The following is a 20,249-nucleotide window of genomic DNA, read 5'->3' on the forward strand; positions in this document are numbered from 1 at the left end:
CGTGCGGCGGGAGGGCCTTCGCCCCGGGGGAGATGCACGTTAAACGCGGGGAGCAGGAAAGACGGTCAGCGATTGGTAAGCGTCTGCCGAAAGAGATAGGGATTGGCCGTGGAGACGTCGCTTGCCCCCACCCCGGCCCTCCCCCAGAGGGGGAGGGGGAAAGTCCTTCAGCGCTGCAACAGGGACCTGGCGCGCTGCACGCGCGCGAGGCTCTCGCCACCGCGCACCTGCGCGAGCGCCCGCGACAGTCCCGCGCGCTCCGCCTCGCCGGCATCGGGCCGTTCGCAGAGCTCGATCCACGCCGCGAGCGCGGCCCAGGCCGATTGCTGCGCCGCACCGTGGTGCAGCGCGCGCTCGAGCGCGCGCCGCGATTCGGCATCGTCGTGCTGCGCGGCGTGCCAGCGGGCATCGAGCCGGTGGATGTCGCTGAGATGGCCGGCTTCGCCGAACTGCTCGGCGCTGTGCAGCCCGGCGTCGATCTCGGCGCGGGCCTCGTCGAGCTGGCCGGCGCGCAGCGCCACCTCGGCCGCATACAGGTGGACCTGGCTCGCGCCCGCGAACATGCCGCGCTGGCGGTGCCGCTCGAGCGCCGCGCGGATGCGCTGCGTCGCGACCTGCGCGGGCCGGCGCGCTCCATGCCCGGCGATCCAGCCGTCGAACCACAGGGCCGGGCCCTCGGCCTGGCCGATGTCGTCGGCACCGGCCGCGGCCTGCAGGGTGGGCAGCATCTCGGCCACCAGCGCGGCTTCGCCGAGCGCGGCGCCCGCGGTCGATGCACCCCAGGCGGCCAGCATGCTGGCCATCGGTGCGCCGAGCCGCAGGGCGCGTTCGCGTGCCCGCGCGAGATGCTGCAAGGCGGTGTCGATCTCGCCGACCATCACCAGCGGCAGCGCGGAATTGGCGAGCATCGACACCACCGGGTCGATCGGGAACGGCGCGCCCGCGATGCGCGACTCGTCGCGCGCGCAGATCGCGAGCCCTTCGCGCATGCAGCTCGCCGCCGCCGCGTAGTCGCCCTGGAACGACAGCGTGGTGCCGCGCAGGTTCAGGGCGCAGACCACCACCGCGGGATCGTCGAAGCGCCGGCCCAGGGTCTCGACGCGCTCGGCCATCCGCAGCGCCTGCCGGTAGTCGGCGCGCGCCATGTGGATCCATCCGAGGCCGCCATGGATCCAGCCATGCGCGGCCGCCGCCGGCCGGCGTTCGCAGAGCTCGAGCGCGCGAGCCAGCGAGACCTCGCGCTCGGGCGCCGCGAAGCCCAGGTACTGCGCGAAGGCCACGGCCTGGTGGGCATGCAGCCCGAGTTCGAGCGCATCGCGCTCGGGCCGCGGCAGCGCATCGCTGCGGCCGAGCAGCGCCAGCGCCCGGCGCGCGAGCCGCACCGCTTCCTGCGGCGCGAAGCGCGCGACCGCGAGCCGCGTCGCCTCCGCGCTGTGGCGGATCGCGGCGGTGGCGTCGTGGCTGCGCTCGTGGTGCTCGGCCAGCTCCGCGGCCGCCACCGGCAGGCCGAGCGGTGCCATGGCCTCGAGGCCCTGCGCCGCGCGGCGGTGCAGTTCGGCGCGCCGCGCCGCGCCCAGGCGCTGATAGAGCACGTGGCGATGCAGCGCATGGCGAAAGGCATGGCGGGCGTCGAAGCTGTCGTCGGCCAGCCGCTCGACCGCGAGCGGCACCAGCCACTGGCCCTGCCTGGCGAGCCGGTCGATCTGCGCGCGCACCGACAGCCGCGAGCGTTCGAGCATCGAGGCCAGCGGCTGGCTCCAGAACTCCACGCCGAGCACCGAGGCCGCCTCGAGCAGCGACTGGTCCTCGGACTCGAGCAGCTCGAGCTGCCGCTCGATCAGGTGCGCGAGCCCGTGCGCCAGTCGTGCCGGCGGCTCGGCGAAGGCGTCGGGCGGAGGCCCGCCCGGGCCGTCTTGCGTGTCCGCGTGCTCGCGGTCGGCGGCATCGAGCCAGGTCGCGAGGTACAGCGGCAGGCCGCCGGTCTGCGCATGCAGCCGCTGCGCCAGGTGGGTCGATGGGGGCTGCCGGGCATAGCGGCCCGCGAGGTACTCGGCCACCTCGCCCGCGGAGAACGCCGCCAGTTCGAGGCCGCGCGCCAGGCCGCGCAGCCGCAGCCGCGCATGCAGGTCGGCCACGGCGGTGGGCCGGCCCTGCGCATCGGCGGGGCGCAGGCTCGCCACCAGCATCCAGCGCGCGCGTTCGTGCCGGCTGGCCAGGTGCTCGATCAGTTGCAGCGAGGGCAGGTCGCTCCACTGCAGGTCCTCGAGGACCAGGAGGATGGGCTGGGGCTCGGCCAGCCGGTCCAGCATCTCGCGGAACTCGCGCAGCACGCGCCCCGGACCCACGCCGTCGATCTCCTGCCGCAGCGCGAAGCGCTCGGCCTCGCTCGCGTGCCAGGGCATCTGGGCCAGCCAGGTGGGCGCGATGCGCCGTATTTGCGGCACCGCGCCCGGGTGGCTGCGGCACAGGCCGTTGAGCGCCTCGAGGATCGGCATGTGCGGCTCATCCTGCCCGCCCTGCTCGACGCACTGGCCGCGTGCCACCAGCGCCGCGACCGCGTGCCGCGCGAAGTGGTCGATCAGCGTGGTCTTGCCGATGCCGGCCTCGCCGATCACGAACACCAGCTGCGCCGTGCCTTCGCGCGTCTGCTGCCAGGCCGCATGGAGCGCATCGAGCGCGGCCTGGCGACCGACCAGCCGGTCGCCGGCCGGCTGCACCCAGGCGGGTGGCGCCACCGTGGCGCCTTCGATGCCGGCGATGAAGCGGTAGCCGCGGCGCGGCACGGTCTCGACGTAGCACGGCTGCGAGGGATCGTCGCCGAGCGCGATGCGCAGCTGGTTGATCGCGGTCTTCACGACGGCGTCGCTGACCACCTGCGCGGGCCAGACCTGTTGCAACAGCGTGGCCTTGGCGATCAGCCGGCCGGGGTGGCCCGCGAGCGTGCAGAGCAGCGCGAAGACCTTGGGTTGCAGCGCGACGGGCGCGTCGTCGCGCAGCAGGCGGCCGGCGGCCACGTCGAGCACGAAGGGACCGAAGCGCAGGGGCGGAAGCGGGGCACTCACCATCGGTTCATCGCGGGGCGTCGGTTGCGAGGCGGCGGGGCGATGCGCATCGGGCGATTGTCATGGGGCAGGGGCTCGCTGGGTGGGATGTACCGATGCCGTCGGGGTGAATGCATGCCGCCCGCGGCACTCGAAGTCTTCCAGACGAACGAGGCACGGCGTTTTTCAAGCCACGAATCTCGGGGTGCGCCAGAATCCCGGACCGATACCGATCGCCCGTCCGACCTCCCGCCCATGCACCGCACCGTCGCCCTGCTCGTTTTCTCCGGCGTCCAGTCGCTCGACGTCAGCGGCCCGATGGACGTGTTCTCGGAAGCCAACCGCTTCCTGCCGGATGAGGACCACTACCGGCTCGAGACCATCGGCGTGGAGCACGGCACCATGCCGTGCTCGAACGGCCTCTCGCTGCAGGCGCATCGCCACTATGCCGAGGTCGACGATGCCTTCGACCTGCTGCTGGTGGCCGGCGGCCCGGCGCTGGTGCGGCAGCATTTCGATCCGGCGCTGTATCGCTGGCTCGAGGCCGCGAGCGCGCGGGCCGCGAGCTTCGGTTCGATCTGCAGCGGCGCCTTCATCCTGGCGCGTGCGGGCCTGCTGAATGGCCGCACCGTCACCACGCACTGGAACGACGCGGCGGCGCTGGCCAGCCTGTGCCCGAGCGCGCGCGTCGAATCGAACCGGCTCTTCAACCAGGACGGCAAGCTCTACACCTCGGCCGGCGTCACGGCCGGCATCGACCTGTCGCTCTACCTGCTCGCGCAGCACCACGGCAACGAGGTGGCGCTGCACGTGGCCAGGCGGCTCGTGGTGTTCACGCAGCGCGCGGGCGGGCAGTCGCAGTTCAGTCCCTTCCTCACGCCACGGCTCGAGCCGGCCTCGCCGGTCGCGCAGGTGCAGCAGTACGTGATGGCGCACCTGGGCGACGAGCTCACGGTGGCGGTGCTGGCGCGGGTCGCCCACATGAGCGAGCGCAGCTTCGCGCGCGACGCGAAGCTCACGCCGGCCGAATTCGTCGAGAGCGCGCGGCTCGATGCGGCGCGCGTGATGCTCGAGAACGGCCAGGCGCCGATGAAGACCGTGGCCTTCGCCTGCGGCTTCCACGACGCGCATCGCATGCGCGCGGTGTTCCTGCGCCGCCTGGGCGTCACGCCGCAGCAGTACCGCGCGAACTTCGGCAGCACGCGGCTCGCGTCGTCGCCCGGGGGTTGACGCCGGCGCGCCGGCGCGTCGACAATCCGGCCCGCAGTCGCCTTAGCGGCGCGCTGCCGTAGGCGTTACCGTCATCCAACGCGTCCTTTGTCGAGTGGTTCCCAGCAGGGAGATCTCGATGCAAAGACGCCACGGTATGCCCTCCCTGTTCCTTTCGTTCGTCCTGTTCGCCTTCCTGCGCTGCATCGCATCGCGCGGCCGGCACAGGGTCTTTTCGCGCCCGTTCGCGAAGAGCGTTGCGAGGGTTGCCATGGCTTTCTCCATGACCCCAACCCATCGAAAGACAGCCATCATGAAAACCACCGGCAACACCATCCTCGTGACGGGCGGCACCAGCGGCATCGGCCGCGCGCTCGCCGAGGCCCTGCACCGGCGCGGCAACCGCGTCATCGTCACCGGCAGGCGCCAGGCCCTGCTCGACGAGGTCACGACCGGCCGAGCCGGCCTGTTCGGCCTGCGGCTCGACCTGGCCGATCCCGCCTCGCTGCCACGCGTCGCGCGGGAGGTGCGCGAACGCTTTCCCGAGCTCAACGTGCTGATCGCCAATGCCGGCATCTCGCGCGCGGAAGACATGCGCGCCGATGCCTGGACCGCCACCGATGCCGAAGCGGTGGTGCAGACCAACATCCTCGGCGTGCTGCGCACCGCGGCCGCGTTCCTGCCCCTGTTGAAGGGCCAGCCCGACGCGAGCTTCATCGCGACCGGCTCGGCCCTGGCCTTCGTGCCGCGCGCGGACTTCCCGGTCTACTGCGCGAGCAAGGCCTTCCTGCATTCGTGGCTGCAGTCGCTGCGCCACCAGCTTCGCGCGGTGCCGGTCGAGGTGCTCGAACTCGCACCGCCCTACGTGCAGACCGAACTCACGGGCAGCGCGCAGGCCTCGGACCCGCGCGCCATGCCCGTGGGCGCCTACGTGGCGGAGGTGATGCGACAGCTGGAGCGCGGCGATCATCCGAACGGCGAGCTGATGCTCGAGCGCGACCACGCGCGGCGCTGGGCCGAGCGCGATGGCCGCTACGAGGCCGTCTTCGCGGCGCTGAACCCCTGCTGAAGCGCACCCCCAGGCGCCATGCCATCATCGTTGGATGAACTCTCACAGTGCATTCAACAGTTCCGATGCGGTGGCCAAGTACGCGGAGGGCCCGAAGCGCAACGTGCCCGGCCACAGTGGCCTGCTGCCGATGACGCGCATCCTGCTGGCCGAGCGCGTGCCGGCCGAAGGCCGCGTGCTGGTGGTCGGCGCCGGTGGCGGCCTCGAACTCGAGGACCTCGCGCTCGCCCACCCCGGGTGGCGCATCGACGGTGTCGACCCGAGCGCGCCGATGCTCGATCTCGCGGCCCAGCGGCTCGGCCCGTTGACGTCGCGCGTGGCCCTGCACGAAGGCTATGTGCAGGACGCGCCCGAAGGCCCCTTCGACGGCGCGACCTGCCTGCTGACCTTCCATTTCGTGCCGCCCGACCAGCGCCTGCCGACGGCGCGCGAGATCCATCGCCGCCTGAAGCCGGGCGCGCCCTTCGTGGTGGCGCACCTCAGCGTGGAGGACGGCGAGGGCCAGCGCGAAACCTGGATGAAACGCTACGCGGCCTTCCTCGTGTCATCGGGCTCCGACCCGAAGCAGGCGGCCGCCACGAGCGAGAAGGTGCAGAAGGAGCTGGCGATCCTGTCGCCGGCGCAAGACGAGGCGGTCCTGCGCGAGGCGGGATTCAGCGGAGTGCAGCTCTTCTACGTGGGGTTCACGTTCAGGGGGTGGGTCGCCTACGCGTGACGGCGACCGGCCGCTCGCTACGGTTTCTTCACACCTTGTCAGGCGATCGTTCGCGAATCCAGTTCCCTGAGCAAACGCTGCAACTGCCCGGTCGACGCCTCGTCGAGCCCTTGCAGCGGCAGCCGCGGCACCCCCGCCTCGAACCCCCGCAGCCGCAGCCCCGCCTTCACGGTCGTCGGCAGCCCGCCCTTGAGGATGAACTGCAGCACCTCGAGCTGCCCGTAGAAGATCGTGCGCGCCGCTTCCATGTCGCCCGACAGGCAGGCGTCGTAGAGCGCTACGGGCCAGGTCGGAATGATGTTGGGCGCCGCCGTGCACCAGCCCACGGCACCGGCGGCGAAGGCCTCGAGCGCCAGCGGATTGCTGCCGTTGAAGAACGGGATCTCGCGGTTCGACAGTTGCCGGATCCGGTGCATGCGCTGGATGTCGCCCGTGCTCTCCTTGACCATGGTGACGTTCGCGATGTCCCGCACGATCCGCACGATCAGCTCGGGCTGCATGTCGACGCCGCTGGTCGCGGGGTTGTTGTAGAGCATGACCGGCAGGCCGATCGCGTCGGCGATGCTCTGGTAGTGGCGGAAGATCTCGGCCTCGCCGAGCTTCCAGTAGGACACGGGCAGCACCACGACCGCGTCGGCGCCCGCCGCTTCGGCGAACCGGGCCTTGCGCACCGCGTTGCGGGTCGTGAGGTCCGAGATGCCGACGATCACAGGCAGGCGCTTCGCGACCTGCGCGATCGAGGCCTCGGCCACGGCGTCCCATTCCTCGTCGGACAGGTAGGCGCTTTCGCCGGTGCTGCCCAGCGGCGCGATGGCATGCGAGCCCGAGAGCACCAGCCGCTCGACCACGCGGCGGCTGGTCTCGATGTCGACGGCGCCGCTGCGCTCGTCGAAGGCGGTGATGGGATAGGAAACGATGCCGAGGATTTTCTTGTTCATGGAAATGAATGAGCAAAGGGTGGATGGAAAGAAAGCGATGTGTGTCAGGCCGTCGCCGGCTGCTGGGCCGCGAGCTTCTCGGCCATGAGCTGCGCGAGCAGGTCGAAGACGGCCCGGATGTGGGGCAGGTACTGCAGGTCGTACTGCACGCTGATGAACAGCGGCACGCGCGCGGAGCGATCGGGCAGCAGCCGGATCAGTCCGAAGGACTCGGCCTCGGCATAGGAAGGCAGCAGCACCACGCCCAGGCCCTCCTGCGCCGCGAACAGCTGCGAGAACATGCTGGTCGCGCGGAAGCCGATGCGCGGCGCATCGACGAACTCCTCGAGCCAGCGTGCCGAGGGCAGGTAGATCGGGTCGTCGATGTAGCCGATGAAGAAGTCCTGCGCCAGGTCCTCGGGCCGCGCGATCTCGCGGCCCGCGAGATAGGAGGCGCTGGCATAGAGATGGAAATGCACGTCGGCCACCTTCTGCGTGTGCAGCGACTTCGGCGGCGGCTCGAAGAAGCTCACGAAGATGTCGGACTCGCGGCGCGCGATGTCCACGTAGTTCGAGGTGGTGGCGAGCTGGATCTCGATCGCCGCGAAGCGCTCGTGCAGCTTCCTGACCGCGCGCGAGATCAGCATCGCGCCCACGCCCTCCATCGTTGCGATGGAGACGGTGCCGGCGTTCTGCCCGTAGCGGTCGGCGGTCAGTCCCTGGATTTCGTGTAAGGCCGTTTCCATCTTCTCCACCCTCGTGAACACTTCCCGCCCGAACGGGGTCAGGACGATTCCCTTGCGGTCGCGCCGGAACAGCGTGCCGCCCGAGCTGTACTCCACCTGCGCGAGGCGGCGGCTGATGGTCGACTGGTCGACGCCCAGCTTGCGCGCGGCGGGCGCGAGCGCACCGCCGCGCGCGACTTCGAGCAATGCGCGCAGGTGGTCCCATCCGAGTTGATCCAGGGGCAGGTGCTTGGTGGCCATGGCATTGAAGGCTGAACGAAGGAGCGAGGACATTAGTCCAGCGTGGGCCCGGGCGCCATCGGTGCAAGCTTGCGGTTCAGGCCGCGGCCCGGGTCTCCCTGGTGTCGCGCAGCCAGATCGCGCCGATCACGAAGGTCATGAGCGCGCCCGCGACCGGATAGGCGAGGCCGGCATAGATGTTCCCGTGCTCGGCCACGAGCGCGAACGAGATGGTCGGCAGCAGCCCGCCGAACCAGCCGGCGCCGATGTGATAGGGCAGCGACATCGAGGTGTAGCGGATGCGCGCGGGGAACATCTCCACCAGCAGCGCCGCGAGCGGCCCGTAGGTGATGGCCACGAAGCCCATGAAGACCAGCAGGATCAGCACCACCATCGGCGAGTCGATGCCCGCGCGATCGGCGGTCACGGGATAGCCGGCACCCTGGAGCGCGGCGCCGATCCGCGCGCGGAAGCCGTCGATCTCGGCCTTGCTGGCGGGCTCGAAGGCATTGCCGTTCGCGACCAGCCGTCCCTGCACCGAGGCGATGGCCCGGTCGCCGACGGTCACGGTCGCCAGCTCGCCGGCGGCCGCGTCCTTGACCTCGTAGCTGGCCGCGCTCTGCGCCAGCACGCGCTTGGCGATGTCGCAGGAGGTCCGGAAGTCGACGTCGCGCGCGATCGGGTTGCCCTGGAACGAGCATTCGCGCGGGTCGGCCGTCAGCACGATCGAGGCGCTGCGCTGGGCGCGTTCCAGCGCCGGGTTCGCATAGTGCGCGAGCGCCTTGAACAGCGGGCCGTAGGACAGCGCGGCCACCAGGATGCCGATCATGATCAGCCACTTGCGGCCGATGCGGTCCGACAGCGCGCCGAAGAAGATGAACAGCGGCATGCTCAGCACCAGCGAGGTGGCGAACAGCGTGTTCGCGTAGATCGGATCCACCTTGAGGATCTGCGTGAGGAAGAACAGCGCGTAGAACTGCGAGGTGTACCAGACGATCGATTGCCCGGCGCACAGGCCGAACAGGCAGATCAGCACGATGCGCAGGTTCTTCCATTCGCCGAAGGCCTCGCGCACTGGCGCCTTGCTGATGCCGTTGCCGGCCTTGAGCTTGAGGAACACCGGCGACTCCTTCATCGAGACCCGGATGTAGACCGAGAGCACGAGCAGGCCCAGCGAGATGATGAAGGGGATGCGCCAGCCCCAGGCGTCGAACTGCTCGGGCGACATGGTGCTGCGCACGCCGAGGATCACGACCAGCGACAGCAGGAAGCCCAGCGTCGCGGTGGTCTGGATCCATGCCGTGCTGGCGCCGCGCTTGTGCGGCGGCGAGTGCTCGGCCACGTAGGTGGCGGCACCGCCGTACTCGCCGCCGAGCGCCAGCCCCTGGCACAGCCGCAACACGATCAGGATGATCGGCGCGGCCACGCCGATGGTGGCGTAGTTGGGCAGGAAACCGACCGAGAAGGTCGAGATGCCGATCAGCAGCAGCGTGATCATGAAGGTGTACTTGCGCCCGATCATGTCGCCCAGGCGCCCGAACAGCACGGCGCCGAGCGGCCGCACGATGAAACCCGCCGCGAAGGCGAGCAGCGCGAAGATGAAGGCGGCCGAGGGGTCGAGCGCCGAGAAGAACTGCTTCGCGATGATGGTCGCGAGCGAGCCGTAGAGGAAGAAGTCGTAGTACTCGATGACGGCGCCCACGGAAGAGGCCACGATGACCTTCCTGCCTTCCGCGCGATGCGTCGCACCCGTCAGGGTTGCGGGGATGTCCATGCTTGTCTCCTGTCTTGTGGTTCTGAAGGGAGGAGGCCGCCCGGTGGGGCTCCTCCCTGGCCGGCCACGTGGCGTGGCCGGTGGCGGGCGCTTCAGGCCTGGCGGCGCGCCCGGATGTCGGCCACCACCTTGGCGACCTGCTCGGCGCTGGCGCCCTTCACGCGCGCATTGATGCGCACGGTGCCGAAGCCGACGAACAGCACGAGCTCGTCGGGGCCGGGCGCGCCCGGGATCGCGAGGGTGATGCCGTCCATGGCGTCGTAGTCCCAGGCATCGTCGGCGCCGCCGAACAGCAGGTCGACCGAGCCGCCGGCCGTCGACATCTTGGCATTGCCCGGAATCAGCGCGGGGCCCGCGCCCAGGCCGGTGCGCATGGCCAGGCCCAGGCGCGGATGGATCAGGGCCGCGCCGTGCTCCGACTCGCCGGCCGTGCCCACCAGCGCGGCCTTGCCGTAGGCGCGGGGCTTCTCCTCGCCCGCGAAGTGCGAGAGCGCGCGCTCGGTCAGCAGCGTGCCGATCTCGACCGAGCGCTGCGCCAGGTCGGCCAGCTCGGCGTCGGTCGCGGCGCCGCGTCCGGCGCAGGGGTTCTTGAAGATCGCGGCGGCGACCACGTGGCGCGAAGGCGCGGCAGCGGCGCGGCCGCCCTCGGCGAGCGTGTTCCTCTCGAACACGAAGATCTGTCGAATGGTCTCGAGCGTTGATGGGCTCATGGGGGTCTCCGTCCTGTGGATGTGGCTGAATCGCCGGGTCCCTGCGTCGCAGGGGCTGAAGTGGCGGACGGAGATTAGGGTTGCGAGGCCCTGTTGTCAGTTTGCAAGAACGCAAGCGGGCTTGCGTTTTTTGGCCTGGCGGTGGGCGCCGAAGCGCGTTGGCAGGAAGCGCACCCGATCTGGCAGTCCATGCCACCTCGGGCATGCGCAGGGAGCGCCGGCGCGCCGGACACTGGGTTCGCACTTTCGCCAACCCTCATCCCGGAGAACCCATGAACGAATCCATTGCCGGCATCCGCATCCCCGACAGCCAGATGGCGCGCGAGGCCACCGAGCTGGTGCGCGACACCGAGACCGCGCTGCTGTTCAACCACTCGCGGCGCGTGTTCCTGTTCGGCGCGCTGACCGGCGAGCGCCGCGGCCTGGCCTACGACCCCGAGCTGCTCTACATCGGCGCGATGTTCCACGACATGGGCCTGGTGGCGCCCTACAGCAGCAGGACCGAGCGCTTCGAGGTTGACGGCGCCAATGCCGCGCGCGATTTCCTCGTGCGCCACGGCATCGCCGAGCCCGAGGTCGAGCAGGTGTGGGATGCGATCGCGCTGCACACCACGCCGGGCATTCCGCAGCACAAGAAGCCGGTGGTGGCGCTGGTCACCGCGGGTGTCGAGATGGACGTGCTGGGCCTGGCCTACGACGCCTTTCCGACCGAGCAGCGCGAGGCGGTGGTGCGCGCGCATCCGCGCGAGGCCGACTTCAAGGAGGGCATCATCGACGCCTTCGCCAAGGGCACGCGCTTCAAGCCCGAGACCACCTTCGGCAACGTCAAGGCCGACGTGCTGGCGCTCAAGGACCCCACGTACAAGCGGCTCAACTTCTGCGGGATGATCCTCGGCTCGTCGTGGAACGACGGCGCCTGCGGCGTGCCGGGCTGCCGGCACTGAGCATGGCTTCTAGCCGGCTGTCGTCACGTGCACGCCGGGCCGGCGGCCATCGTTCCAGCGGCCGCCGATCGCGCGCTCGATCTGCGCGCCGAGCTGCAGCAGCAGGCCGTCGTTGGCCTGCTTCGCCTGCAGCTGCATGCCCAGCGGCAGGCCGTGCTCGTTGAAGGCCAGCGGCAGCGAGATGCCCGGGATGCCGCAGAGGTTGGCCAGCGGCGTGTAGGCAAAGTTCTGCCAGAGGTTGTCGAACCAGTCGAGCACCGAGGGGTTGTCGCTGAGCGTGAGGTATTCGGTGGTGCCCACGCGCGGCGTGGGCAGCGCGGTGATCGGGGTGAGGATGATGTCCCACTCCTCGAAGAAGGCGCCGAAGCCGCGCGCGGTGGTGTTGAACACCGTCTGCATCCTGAAGCGCTCGGCATAGGAGATGTCGCGTCCGGCCTCCCAGATCTTGATGTTGATCGGCTCGATCAGGTCGGCCGGCGGCTGCTCGAGGCCGAAGCGCGCGAGGAAGCCCTCGATGGTCTGCGCGAAGTTGCTGATGTAGCAGGTGGTCTGGGCCGCGAAGGCGGCGCGGATGTCGACCGCGGGCAGCGCCCATTCGACGTGGTGGCCCAGGCCCTCGAGGAAGCGCCCCACGCGCTCGAGCTCGGCCACGATGTGCGGCGTGGCGCGGAAGTCGCCCCACTCGTGCGACATCGCGATGCGCAGCGGCTTCGGGTCGCGTTCGATCAGCTGCGTGCAGGGCTCGTCGGCCTTCCAGTAGGGCATGAACTCGCCGGGCGCGCCGCCGCGGCAGTGGTCGACGAAGGCCGCGGTGTCGCGCACCGTGCGGCTGTGGCAGCCCTGGATCGACACCAGGCCCGTGAGGTCCGACAGCGCCGGCGCGATCGAGAACACGCCGCGCGAGGGCTTGAGGCCGATGTTGCCGTTCACGCCCGCGGGGATGCGGATCGAGCCGCCGCCGTCGGTGGCGTGCGACAGCGGCAGCACGCCTGCCGCCACCGCCGCGCCCGTGCCGGCCGAGGAGCCGCAGGTGGTGTAGTCGAGGTTCCAGGGATTGCGCGTGACGTAGACGGCCGGGTTCTCGGCCGAGCTGCAGACGCCGAACTCGGGCGTGGTGGTGCGACCGATGATGTTGAGCCCGGCCTTGCGGATCTGCTGCGTCAGGTGCGTGTCGGCGGTGGCGCGCTGCCCCTTCATCAGCAGCGAGCCCATCTCCTGCAGCCGGCCCTTCATGGTCGGGCCCAGGTCCTTCATCAGGTAGGGCACGCCCGCGAACGCGCCCGCGGGGTTCATGCCGTCGGCCAGCGGATCGGCCACCACGTCGTCGAAGACCTCGACCACCGCGCTCAGCGCGGGGTTGGTGAGCGCGATGGCGGCGCTGGCCTGGGCCGCGAGCTCGGCCGGCGTGACCTGCCCGCTGCGCACCAGCGCGGCGAGCCCCACGCCGTCCTGTTCGCTCCATGCCTGCCAGCTCATTGCCAAAGTCATCCGTCGCTCCTGTCGAGAAAGTAGAAAGAGGGTCGGGTCGACTCTAGCCAAGACACGGTGTGCCTGCGCGGCGGTCGTGTATTGCCGTGGCACCCGCCGTCAGTCCGCGAGCGCGTCGCGCGCGATCGTCGCCAGCAGCGCCGCGCCGATCGGGAGCACCGCGTCGTTGAAGTCGTAGCGCGGATGGTGCAGGCCCGGCACGTCCTCGCCGACGCCGAGCCAGAAATAGGCACCGGGGCGCTCGTTCAGCATGAAGGAGAAATCCTCCGAGGCCATGCTGGGCAGCATGGCCGTGAAAACGTGCCCTGCGCCCAACAGGCCGGTCGCGGCTCGCCGCACGAGCTCGGCGCACGGCGGGGCATTCGCCGTCGGCGGCAGGAACGGCAGGTAGCGCACGTCCGCCCGGGTACCGAACGCGCTGGCGCAATCCCCCGCGATCTCCGCCACGCGCTTGCGCAGCGTCTCGCCCGCGGGTGCGTCGAACCACTTCGCGATGCCGGCGATGTCCGCATGCGGCGGCACCGTCACGCTCTGCGTGGGAACGCCATGCACGATGGCGCTGCCGGCCTGCAGCGAATGCACGGTGAGCACCGCGCTCAGCGCGGGGTCGAGGTTGCGGCTCACCACGGTTTGCAGCGCCGCCACCACGGCGCAGGCGGCGACGACCGGGTCCGCCGCGCGATGCGGCATCGCGCCATGTCCGCCCACGCCCTCGATGCGGATCCAGAAATCGTCGCGCGCGGCCATCATCGCACCGGGGTTGACGGCCACCGTGCCCGCCGGCAGCGAGGGCCAGTTGTGGAGCGCGTAGACCGCATCGCAGGGGAAGCGCTCGAAGAGGCCGTCCTCGATCATCACGCGCGCACCCGCATGTCCTTCCTCGCCGGGCTGGAAGATGAAGTGCACGGTGCCGCCGAAGTCGCGCGTGTGCGCCAGATGGCGCGCAGCGCCCAGCAGCATCGTCACGTGCCCGTCGTGGCCGCAGCCATGCATCAGGCCCGCATGCACGGAGCGGTGCGCGCAATCGCCTTCCTCCTGCACCGGCAACGCATCCATGTCGGCGCGCAGGCCGACGGACTTCGAGGTGCCGGCCCATCGGCCGCGCAGCACCCCGACCACGCCGGTGCGGCCGACGCCCGTGTGCACCTCGTCGAGGCCGAAGCCTTGCAGCGCCTCGGCCACGAGCGCCGCGGTGCGTCGCTCCTCGAAGCCGAGCTCGGGGTGCGCGTGCAGATCGCGGCGGAAAGCCGAGAGGAAGGGGTGGAAGTCCGAGATGGCGCGCAGCGTGCCGGCGCCGGGCGTGGGAAGAACGAGGCTCATCGGGTGGCGCTCCTGGATTGCGATGCGGCCATCCTAGGAACGGCGCGACACCCGTGTCCAAGACCGAAGGCATCCGCTTCCAGATGCGCAGCCTATGAAGGCGACGGTGCGTATGCGCGCATGTAGGCGCTGCATATAGTTTCTGACGCCAACGCTATTGGACGCATTTCGGCAAAAGCCTTCTCATTCCGCGGCAGTTCGCAGCAGGCACCACGCCCGCTGTTTTCACCCACGCAACACAGGAATGGAGAAGACATGCCTTCAACCCACAAGGTCGCCATCGTGACCGGCGGCAGCCGCGGCATCGGCGCGGCGATCGCGCGCCAACTGGCGAAGGACGGCCATGCGGTCGTCGTCAACTACGCGGGCGACGCCGCGAGCGCCCGCGCCGTGGTCGCCGACATCGAGTCGCGCGGCGGCCGCGCCATCGCGCTGCAGGCCGACGTCTCGAAGGAAGAGGACGTGCTGCGGCTGTTCCGCGAGACCGATGCGCAGCTCGGCACGCCGACGGTGCTCGTCAACAACGGCGGCATCACCGGCGGCTTCTCGCGCGTGGACGAGGCGGACACGCGCATGCTCGCGCAGGTGTTCGGCGTCAACGTCGTGGGTGCGTTCCTGTGCTGCCGCGAGGCGGTGCGGCGCATGTCGATCCGCCACGGCGGGCGCGGCGGCGCGATCGTCAACGTGTCCTCGCGCGCCGCGGAGATCGGCGGCGGTGGCGAGTGGGTGCACTACGCGGCGACCAAGGGCGCGCTGAACACGCTGACCACCGGCCTCGCGCGCGAAGTCGCGCTCGAGGGCATCCGCGTCAACGCCGTGGCCGCGGGCCTGATCGAGACCGAACTCCATGCGGCCGCCGGCAAGCCCGACCGCGCCGCGCGCATGGCGCCGGGCATTCCGATGGGCCGCGCGGGCCTGCCCGAGGAGGTTGCGCAGAGCGTCGCCTGGCTGGTGTCGCCCTCGGCCGGCTACGTGACCGCGGCCATCGTGGCCGTCGCCGGCGGGCGCTGAGCCCGCGCTGAACCCCAAGAAAAGAGAACTGGAGACAAGCATGCAAGCATCCGCACGGAATGCATCCGCGACGCCCGCCCACGCGCCGAGCCCCGCCAAGGCCAGGCACGTGGTGATCGCCTCGACCCTGGGTACCGTCTTCGAGTGGTACGACTTCTATCTCTATGGCGCGCTGGCCGCGATCATCGGCAAGAATTTCTTCGCCAGCGCCACGCCGCTGGAGGCCTACATCTTCGGCCTGCTGGCCTTCGGCACCGGCTTCGTGGTGCGGCCTTTCGGCGCGCTGGTGTTCGGGCGGCTCGGCGACATGATCGGGCGCAAGTACACCTTCCTCGCGACCATCCTGATCATGGGCCTCGCGACCTTCGCGGTCGGCCTGCTGCCCACCTATTCGTCGATCGGCAGCTTCGCGCCGGCGATCCTGATCGGGCTGCGCATGCTGCAGGGGCTGGCGATCGGCGGCGAATACGGCGGCGCGGCGGTCTACATCGCCGAGCATGCGCCGCCGGGTCAGCGCGGCGGCTACACCTCGTGGCTGCAGACCGCCTTCATCGTCGGCCTGTGCCTGGCGCTCGGCGTCATCCTGGGCTGCCGGCTCGCGATGTCGCCCGAGGCCTTCGAGACCTGGGGCTGGCGCGTGCCTTTCCTGCTCTCGATGGTGCTGCTGGCGATCTCCGTGTGGATCCGCATGAAGCTGCACGAGTCGCCGGTGTTCGCCGAGATGAAGTCGGCCGGTGCGCTGTCGCGCGCGCCGATCCGCGAGAGCTTCGGCAACTGGCGCAACCTCAAGCTGGTGCTGATCGTGCTGTTCGGCTTGCAGGCGGGGCAGGCTGTGGTCACCAACGCGGGGCCGATCTACTCGTCGCTGTTCCTGGTGAATACGCTGCGTGTCGATCCCGTCACCGCGACCACGCTGTCGACCATTGGCCTGCTGCTGGGCGCGCCCTTCTACGTGATCTTCGGCTACCTCAGCGACCGCATCGGACGCAAGCCGATCGTGCTCGCGTCGCTGGTGCTCGGGGCCGTGTCGCTGTTCCCGGTCTACCACGGGCTCACGCACTTCGCCAATCCGGCGCTCGAGGCCGCGCAGGCGCGCTCGCCCGTGGTGGTGGCGGCCGATCCGGCGCGCTGCTCGTTCCAGTTCAACCCGGTCGGCACCTCGAAGTTCACCTCGAGCTGCGACGTGGCGAAGAGCGCGCTGGTGCGGCGTGGCATTCCCTACAGCAACGAGGCCGCGGCGCCGGGCACGACGGCGGTGGTGCGCATCGGCACGCTGTCGCTGCCGGCCTACGACGGCGCGGCCGCCGACGCGAAGGAGCGCGCGGCCGCCTTCGACCAGGCGCTGGGCAAAGCGATGGAGGACGCCGGCTATCGTGCCAGCGCCGATCCCGCGCAGATCAACCACCTCATGATCGTGCTCATCATCGTCTACCTGCAGCTGCTCACCGGCATGGCTTTCGGCCCCATGGCCGCGATGCTGGTCGAGATGTTCCCGGCGCGCATCCGCTACACCTCGATGTCCTTGCCCTATCACATCGGCAACGGCTGGATCGGCGGCCTGCTGCCCGCGACGGTCGTCGCCATCCAGGCCGCCACGGGCAGCATCTTCGACGGGCTTTGGTACCCTGTGCTGATCGCGGGCGCGGGGTTCGTGCTGTGCTGGCTGTTCGTCCCGGAGACCCGGGACCGGCCGCTCGACAGCTGAGCCGCCGACGGCGCACCGCGCAGGAGCACGCAATGCGCGACCACCCGCCCGCCCCATCGAACGACGACGATTCGCGACCCGCGCATTCGGGCGGGCCGTCCGCGCGCCTGGAGATCCGGCACCTGCGCTACTTCCGCGCGGTGGCCGAGGAACTGAGCTTCACGCGCGCGGCGGACCGGCTGCACATCGCGCAGCCGCCTCTGAGCCAGCAGATCCGCCAGCTCGAGGAGGAGCTGGGCGTGCAGCTCATCGACCGCGACAACCGGCCGGTGCGGCTCACCGAGGCGGGCACGCTGCTGCTCGAGCGCGCGGTCGCGATCATGTCGCAGTTCGATGCCGCGGTGGACGATGTGCGGCGCATCGGCCGCGGCCACAGCGGAAAACTGGCGATCGGCTTCGCGGGTTCGGCCATGTACAGCGTGCTGCCCGATGTGCTCAACGCGTTTCGCGACCGCTATCCCGAGGTCGAGCTGTCCTTCAGCGAGCTGCTGGCGGCCGAGATCGCCGAGGCGCTGTCGCGGCGTTCGATCGACGTCGGCTTCTCGCGCCCCGGGCTGCCGCCCGATCCGTCGATCGAGCAGCGGCTGCTGATCACCGAGCCCCTGATGGCCGCGGTGCCGACGCGGCATCCGCTGGCCGCGCGGGCCACCATTCCCGTGGAGGAGCTGCATGGCCAGGCTGCCGTGCTCTATCCGCGTCACCCGCGGCCCAGCTTGACCGACCTGATCCTTCATGCGCTCGGCGAGCGCGGCATCGTGCTCGAACTCAAGGAGGGCGCGCGCAACATGCAGACCGCGCTGGGCCTGGTGGCGGCCGGCGCCGGCATCAGCTTCGTGCCCGCCAGCGTCTGCGGGCACGGACGCAGCGGCGTGCGCTTCGTGGGCATCGAGCCGCAGGTGCTGACCTCGCCGATGACCGTGGTCTGGCGCAAGGACCACGCCTCGGTCGCGCTGAGGAACTTCCTGCAGATCGTCGAGAAGACGGGCCCGGCGCCGGGCTGAGCCGAGGTGCGCGGGGCGCGCCAGACGCCGCGCCTCTGCCAGCGTATCGCGTCGGTATTGGACGCTGCGCGGGGCCATTCCTAAAGTTCATCGCACCGCTTCGAAGCGGTGCCTTTTCACCGATGAACCACAGGAACACCATGTCTGCACTAGATGACGCCATGCGCGACGCCGCCGCTTCCGGCATCCGATTCGATCACGTACCGGCCAACGGCCTGAACATGCACTATGCGCGCGTCGGCCAGGGCGCGCCGCTCGTGCTGCTGCACGGCTGGCCCGAGTTCTGGATGGTGTACCGGCCGCTCATGGAGCTGCTGAAGAACGATTTCGAACTCATCGTTCCCGACCTGCGCGGCTGCGGCTTCACCGGCAAGCCCACGTCCGGGCCCGATGCCAACGCCAACGCCGCGACGCACGCCGAGGACATCGCCGAATTCACGCGGCGCCTCGGCCTCGACCGCTTCGGCATGGTGGGCGGCGACCTCGGCGCCTACGTGCTGCAGGCCTTCAGCCAGGCGCACGGCGATCGGCTTAAGGGCGCGTTCTATTTCTGTACCCCCTATCCCGGCCTCGGTTCGCGCTACGGGCAGCCCGACCACCTGATCGAGGTCTGGTACCAGTACTTCCAGCAGCTGCCATGGGCCGCGAAGCTGGTCGGCGCATCGCGCGAGAGCTGCAGGCTCTACATGTCGCACTTCCTCGATCACTGGTCGGGCGACAACCCCGAGGTGTTCGCCGACATGATCGAGATCTACGTCGACATGTTCATGCGCAACGACAACATCCAGGGCGGCTTCGACTGGTACCTGAGCTCGGCCGCCAACCGCCGCAAGTGGCTCGACGGCACCTTGCCGCCACCTCCGCGCATCACGGTGCCCTCGCGCTTCCTCTGGGGGCGACGCGATCCCTTGATCCGCCCCGAGTGGTCGGACCGCCTGGGCGACTACTTCGCCGACTTCAGCATCGACTTCGCCGATGCCGGGCACTTCGTGCACCGCGAGGCGCCCGCGGTCTGCGCGCGCGAGATCAAGGCCTTCTTCGAGGGCCGGTGATGGCCGCCATGCCGGGCGAGGCGGCCGCGCGCTTCATGACGCCGTGGTCGCGCCAGGGGCAGCGGCCCGGTCCCGTCTTCGTCGGCGGGGCTGGCGTCCACCTGCACACGGCCGATGGCGCGCGCTGCCTGGACCTGTCGAGCGGCCTCATGTGCGCCAACCTGGGCCATGGCCATCCGACGGTGATCGAGGCGATAAGGCGCCAGGCCGAGTCGCTGTGCTTCGTGTCGCCCACGCTGCGCAGCGACATCCGCGAGGTCTTCTCCGAGCGCCTGTGCGCACGGGCGCCCTGGCGCGGCGGTGCGCGCGTGCACTTCACCACCGGCGGCGGCGAGGCCAACGACGACGCGGTGAAGATCGCGCGCCTCGTCACCGGCCGGCTGAAGGTGCTGAGCGCCTACCGCTCCTACCACGGCACCAGCGCCGGCGCGGCCGCGCTCACGGGCGGCAGCCGCCGCTGGGCCAGCGAGCAGGCGGCGCCGGGCGGCATCGCGCGCTTCTTCGCGCCGCACCCCTATCGCAGTCCCTTCCACACCGACGACAGGGCCGAGGAGGTGCGACGCGCGCTGGCGCATCTCGAGCGCGTGATCGAGCAGGAGAACCCCGCCAACATCGCGGCGATCCTGATCGAGCCGGTGCTCGGTTCGGACGGCCTGGTCGCGTACGAGGAGGGCTATCTGGCCGGCGTGCGCGAACTCGCACGGCGCTGCGGCGCGCTGCTGATCCACGACGAGGTCATGTGCGGCTTCGGCCGCGTCGGCGAGATGTTCGCCTCGCGCCGCGTCGGCGTCGCGCCCGACATGCTGAGCTTCGCCAAGGGCGTCACGGGCGCCTGCATGCCGCTGGGCGGCGTGCTGATGCGCGAGGAGATCGCCGAAGCCTTCGATCATCGGCCCTTTCCGTTCGGCCACACCTATTCGGGCCACCCGGTCTGCATGGCGGCGGGGCTTGGCGCGCTGCGCGCCTACGAGACCGAAGGCCTCTTCACGCGAGGACGCGAGATCGAAGCCTGGCTCCGGCAAGGCCTGGACGACATCCGCGAACGCAGCGCCATCGTGGGCGACGTGCGCGGCATCGGTGCCTTCTTCGGCATCGAGCTCGTGCGCGACCGCGAGACGCGCGAGCCGCTGGTCGCGTGGCAGGGCGCGGATCAGCGCTTGATGGAGGACTTCCAGTCCGACCTGCTGGCGCGCGGCGTGTGGCTGTACGTCAAGTACAACCTGTGCGTGGTGGCGCCGCCGCTGACCATCTCCCAGGCCGATCTGATGCAAGGGCTCGCCATCGTCTCGGAGGCGTTGCAGGCCCTCGAGGCCAGGGTGTCGGCATAG

16 protein-coding genes are annotated in these 20,249 nt (G+C 70.4%); 9 read left to right on the forward strand and 7 right to left on the reverse strand.

Annotated elements, in window-relative coordinates; translation table 11 throughout:
• Positions 1-167 precede the first annotated feature (167 nt).
• Positions 168-3,062, reverse strand: a complete 2,895-nt coding sequence (locus tag AC1HIL_RS38565) for an ATP-binding protein (RefSeq protein ID WP_479669588.1) — start codon at positions 3,060-3,062, stop codon at positions 168-170.
• Positions 3,063-3,296: 234 nt separating this feature from the next.
• Here AC1HIL_RS38565 and AC1HIL_RS38570 point away from each other — a divergent pair, with 234 nt between their 5' ends.
• The 3 genes from AC1HIL_RS38570 to AC1HIL_RS38580 all read left to right on the forward strand — a co-directional run bounded on the left by AC1HIL_RS38570 (position 3,297) and on the right by AC1HIL_RS38580 (position 6,034).
• Positions 3,297-4,271 carry a GlxA family transcriptional regulator gene (locus AC1HIL_RS38570; RefSeq protein WP_479669587.1) on the forward strand — a complete coding sequence of 325 codons (975 nt, stop codon included), beginning with the start codon at positions 3,297-3,299 and terminating at the stop codon, positions 4,269-4,271.
• Between the two features lie 292 nt (positions 4,272-4,563).
• Positions 4,564-5,319 carry an SDR family oxidoreductase gene (locus tag AC1HIL_RS38575; RefSeq protein ID WP_479669586.1) on the forward strand — a complete coding sequence of 252 codons (756 nt, stop codon included), beginning with the start codon at positions 4,564-4,566 and terminating at the stop codon, positions 5,317-5,319.
• 34 nt (positions 5,320-5,353) lie between these two features.
• Positions 5,354-6,034 carry a class I SAM-dependent methyltransferase gene (locus AC1HIL_RS38580; RefSeq protein ID WP_479669585.1) on the forward strand — a complete coding sequence of 227 codons (681 nt, stop codon included), beginning with the start codon at positions 5,354-5,356 and terminating at the stop codon, positions 6,032-6,034.
• A gap of 38 nt (positions 6,035-6,072) precedes the next feature.
• On the opposite strand, the gene AC1HIL_RS38585 is transcribed toward AC1HIL_RS38580, so the two are convergent.
• The 4 genes from AC1HIL_RS38585 to AC1HIL_RS38600 form a co-directional block, all read right to left on the reverse strand.
• Positions 6,073-6,972, reverse strand: coding sequence for a dihydrodipicolinate synthase family protein (locus AC1HIL_RS38585; protein WP_479669584.1), 900 nt, complete (start codon positions 6,970-6,972; stop codon positions 6,073-6,075).
• 44 nt (positions 6,973-7,016) lie between these two features.
• Positions 7,017-7,937, reverse strand: coding sequence for a LysR family transcriptional regulator (locus tag AC1HIL_RS38590; RefSeq protein ID WP_422098715.1), 921 nt, complete (start codon positions 7,935-7,937; stop codon positions 7,017-7,019).
• A 76-nt stretch (positions 7,938-8,013) separates the two neighbouring features.
• Positions 8,014-9,690 (reverse strand): MFS transporter, encoded by a 1,677-nt coding sequence (locus AC1HIL_RS38595; RefSeq protein ID WP_479669583.1) that lies wholly within the window; start codon positions 9,688-9,690, stop codon positions 8,014-8,016.
• Between the two features lie 92 nt (positions 9,691-9,782).
• Positions 9,783-10,400 (reverse strand): amino acid synthesis family protein, encoded by a 618-nt coding sequence (locus tag AC1HIL_RS38600; RefSeq protein WP_479669582.1) that lies wholly within the window; start codon positions 10,398-10,400, stop codon positions 9,783-9,785.
• Positions 10,401-10,672: 272 nt separating this feature from the next.
• On the opposite strand from AC1HIL_RS38600, the gene AC1HIL_RS38605 reads away from it, so the two are divergent.
• Positions 10,673-11,344, forward strand: coding sequence for an HD domain-containing protein (locus tag AC1HIL_RS38605; protein ID WP_203206655.1), 672 nt, complete (start codon positions 10,673-10,675; stop codon positions 11,342-11,344).
• A 9-nt stretch (positions 11,345-11,353) separates the two neighbouring features.
• Here AC1HIL_RS38605 and AC1HIL_RS38610 read toward each other — a convergent pair whose 3' ends face one another.
• A complete protein-coding gene (locus tag AC1HIL_RS38610; RefSeq protein ID WP_479669581.1) occupies positions 11,354-12,832 on the reverse strand; it encodes an amidase in 1,479 nt (492 codons plus the stop codon).
• A gap of 99 nt (positions 12,833-12,931) precedes the next feature.
• Complete coding sequence (locus AC1HIL_RS38615; RefSeq protein WP_479669580.1) at positions 12,932-14,152, reverse strand: amidohydrolase; 1,221 nt, start codon at positions 14,150-14,152, stop codon at positions 12,932-12,934.
• 255 nt (positions 14,153-14,407) lie between these two features.
• On the opposite strand from AC1HIL_RS38615, the gene AC1HIL_RS38620 reads away from it, so the two are divergent.
• The 5 genes from AC1HIL_RS38620 to AC1HIL_RS38640 all read left to right on the forward strand — a co-directional run bounded on the left by AC1HIL_RS38620 (position 14,408) and on the right by AC1HIL_RS38640 (position 20,249).
• Positions 14,408-15,163 (forward strand): SDR family oxidoreductase, encoded by a 756-nt coding sequence (locus AC1HIL_RS38620; protein WP_479669579.1) that lies wholly within the window; start codon positions 14,408-14,410, stop codon positions 15,161-15,163.
• A 40-nt stretch (positions 15,164-15,203) separates the two neighbouring features.
• A complete protein-coding gene (locus AC1HIL_RS38625) occupies positions 15,204-16,868 on the forward strand; it encodes an MFS transporter (protein WP_479669578.1) in 1,665 nt (554 codons plus the stop codon).
• A gap of 32 nt (positions 16,869-16,900) precedes the next feature.
• Entirely contained in the window at positions 16,901-17,869 is a 969-nt protein-coding gene (locus AC1HIL_RS38630; protein ID WP_479669577.1) for a LysR family transcriptional regulator, read from the forward strand.
• A gap of 140 nt (positions 17,870-18,009) precedes the next feature.
• Positions 18,010-18,921, forward strand: a complete 912-nt coding sequence (locus AC1HIL_RS38635; RefSeq protein ID WP_057590027.1) for an alpha/beta fold hydrolase — start codon at positions 18,010-18,012, stop codon at positions 18,919-18,921.
• Positions 18,921-20,249 (forward strand): aminotransferase class III-fold pyridoxal phosphate-dependent enzyme, encoded by a 1,329-nt coding sequence (locus AC1HIL_RS38640; protein WP_479669576.1) that lies wholly within the window; start codon positions 18,921-18,923, stop codon positions 20,247-20,249. The genes AC1HIL_RS38635 and AC1HIL_RS38640 overlap by 1 nt, the downstream gene beginning before the upstream one ends.

The organism is Variovorax sp. ISS6, from assembly GCF_056523145.1.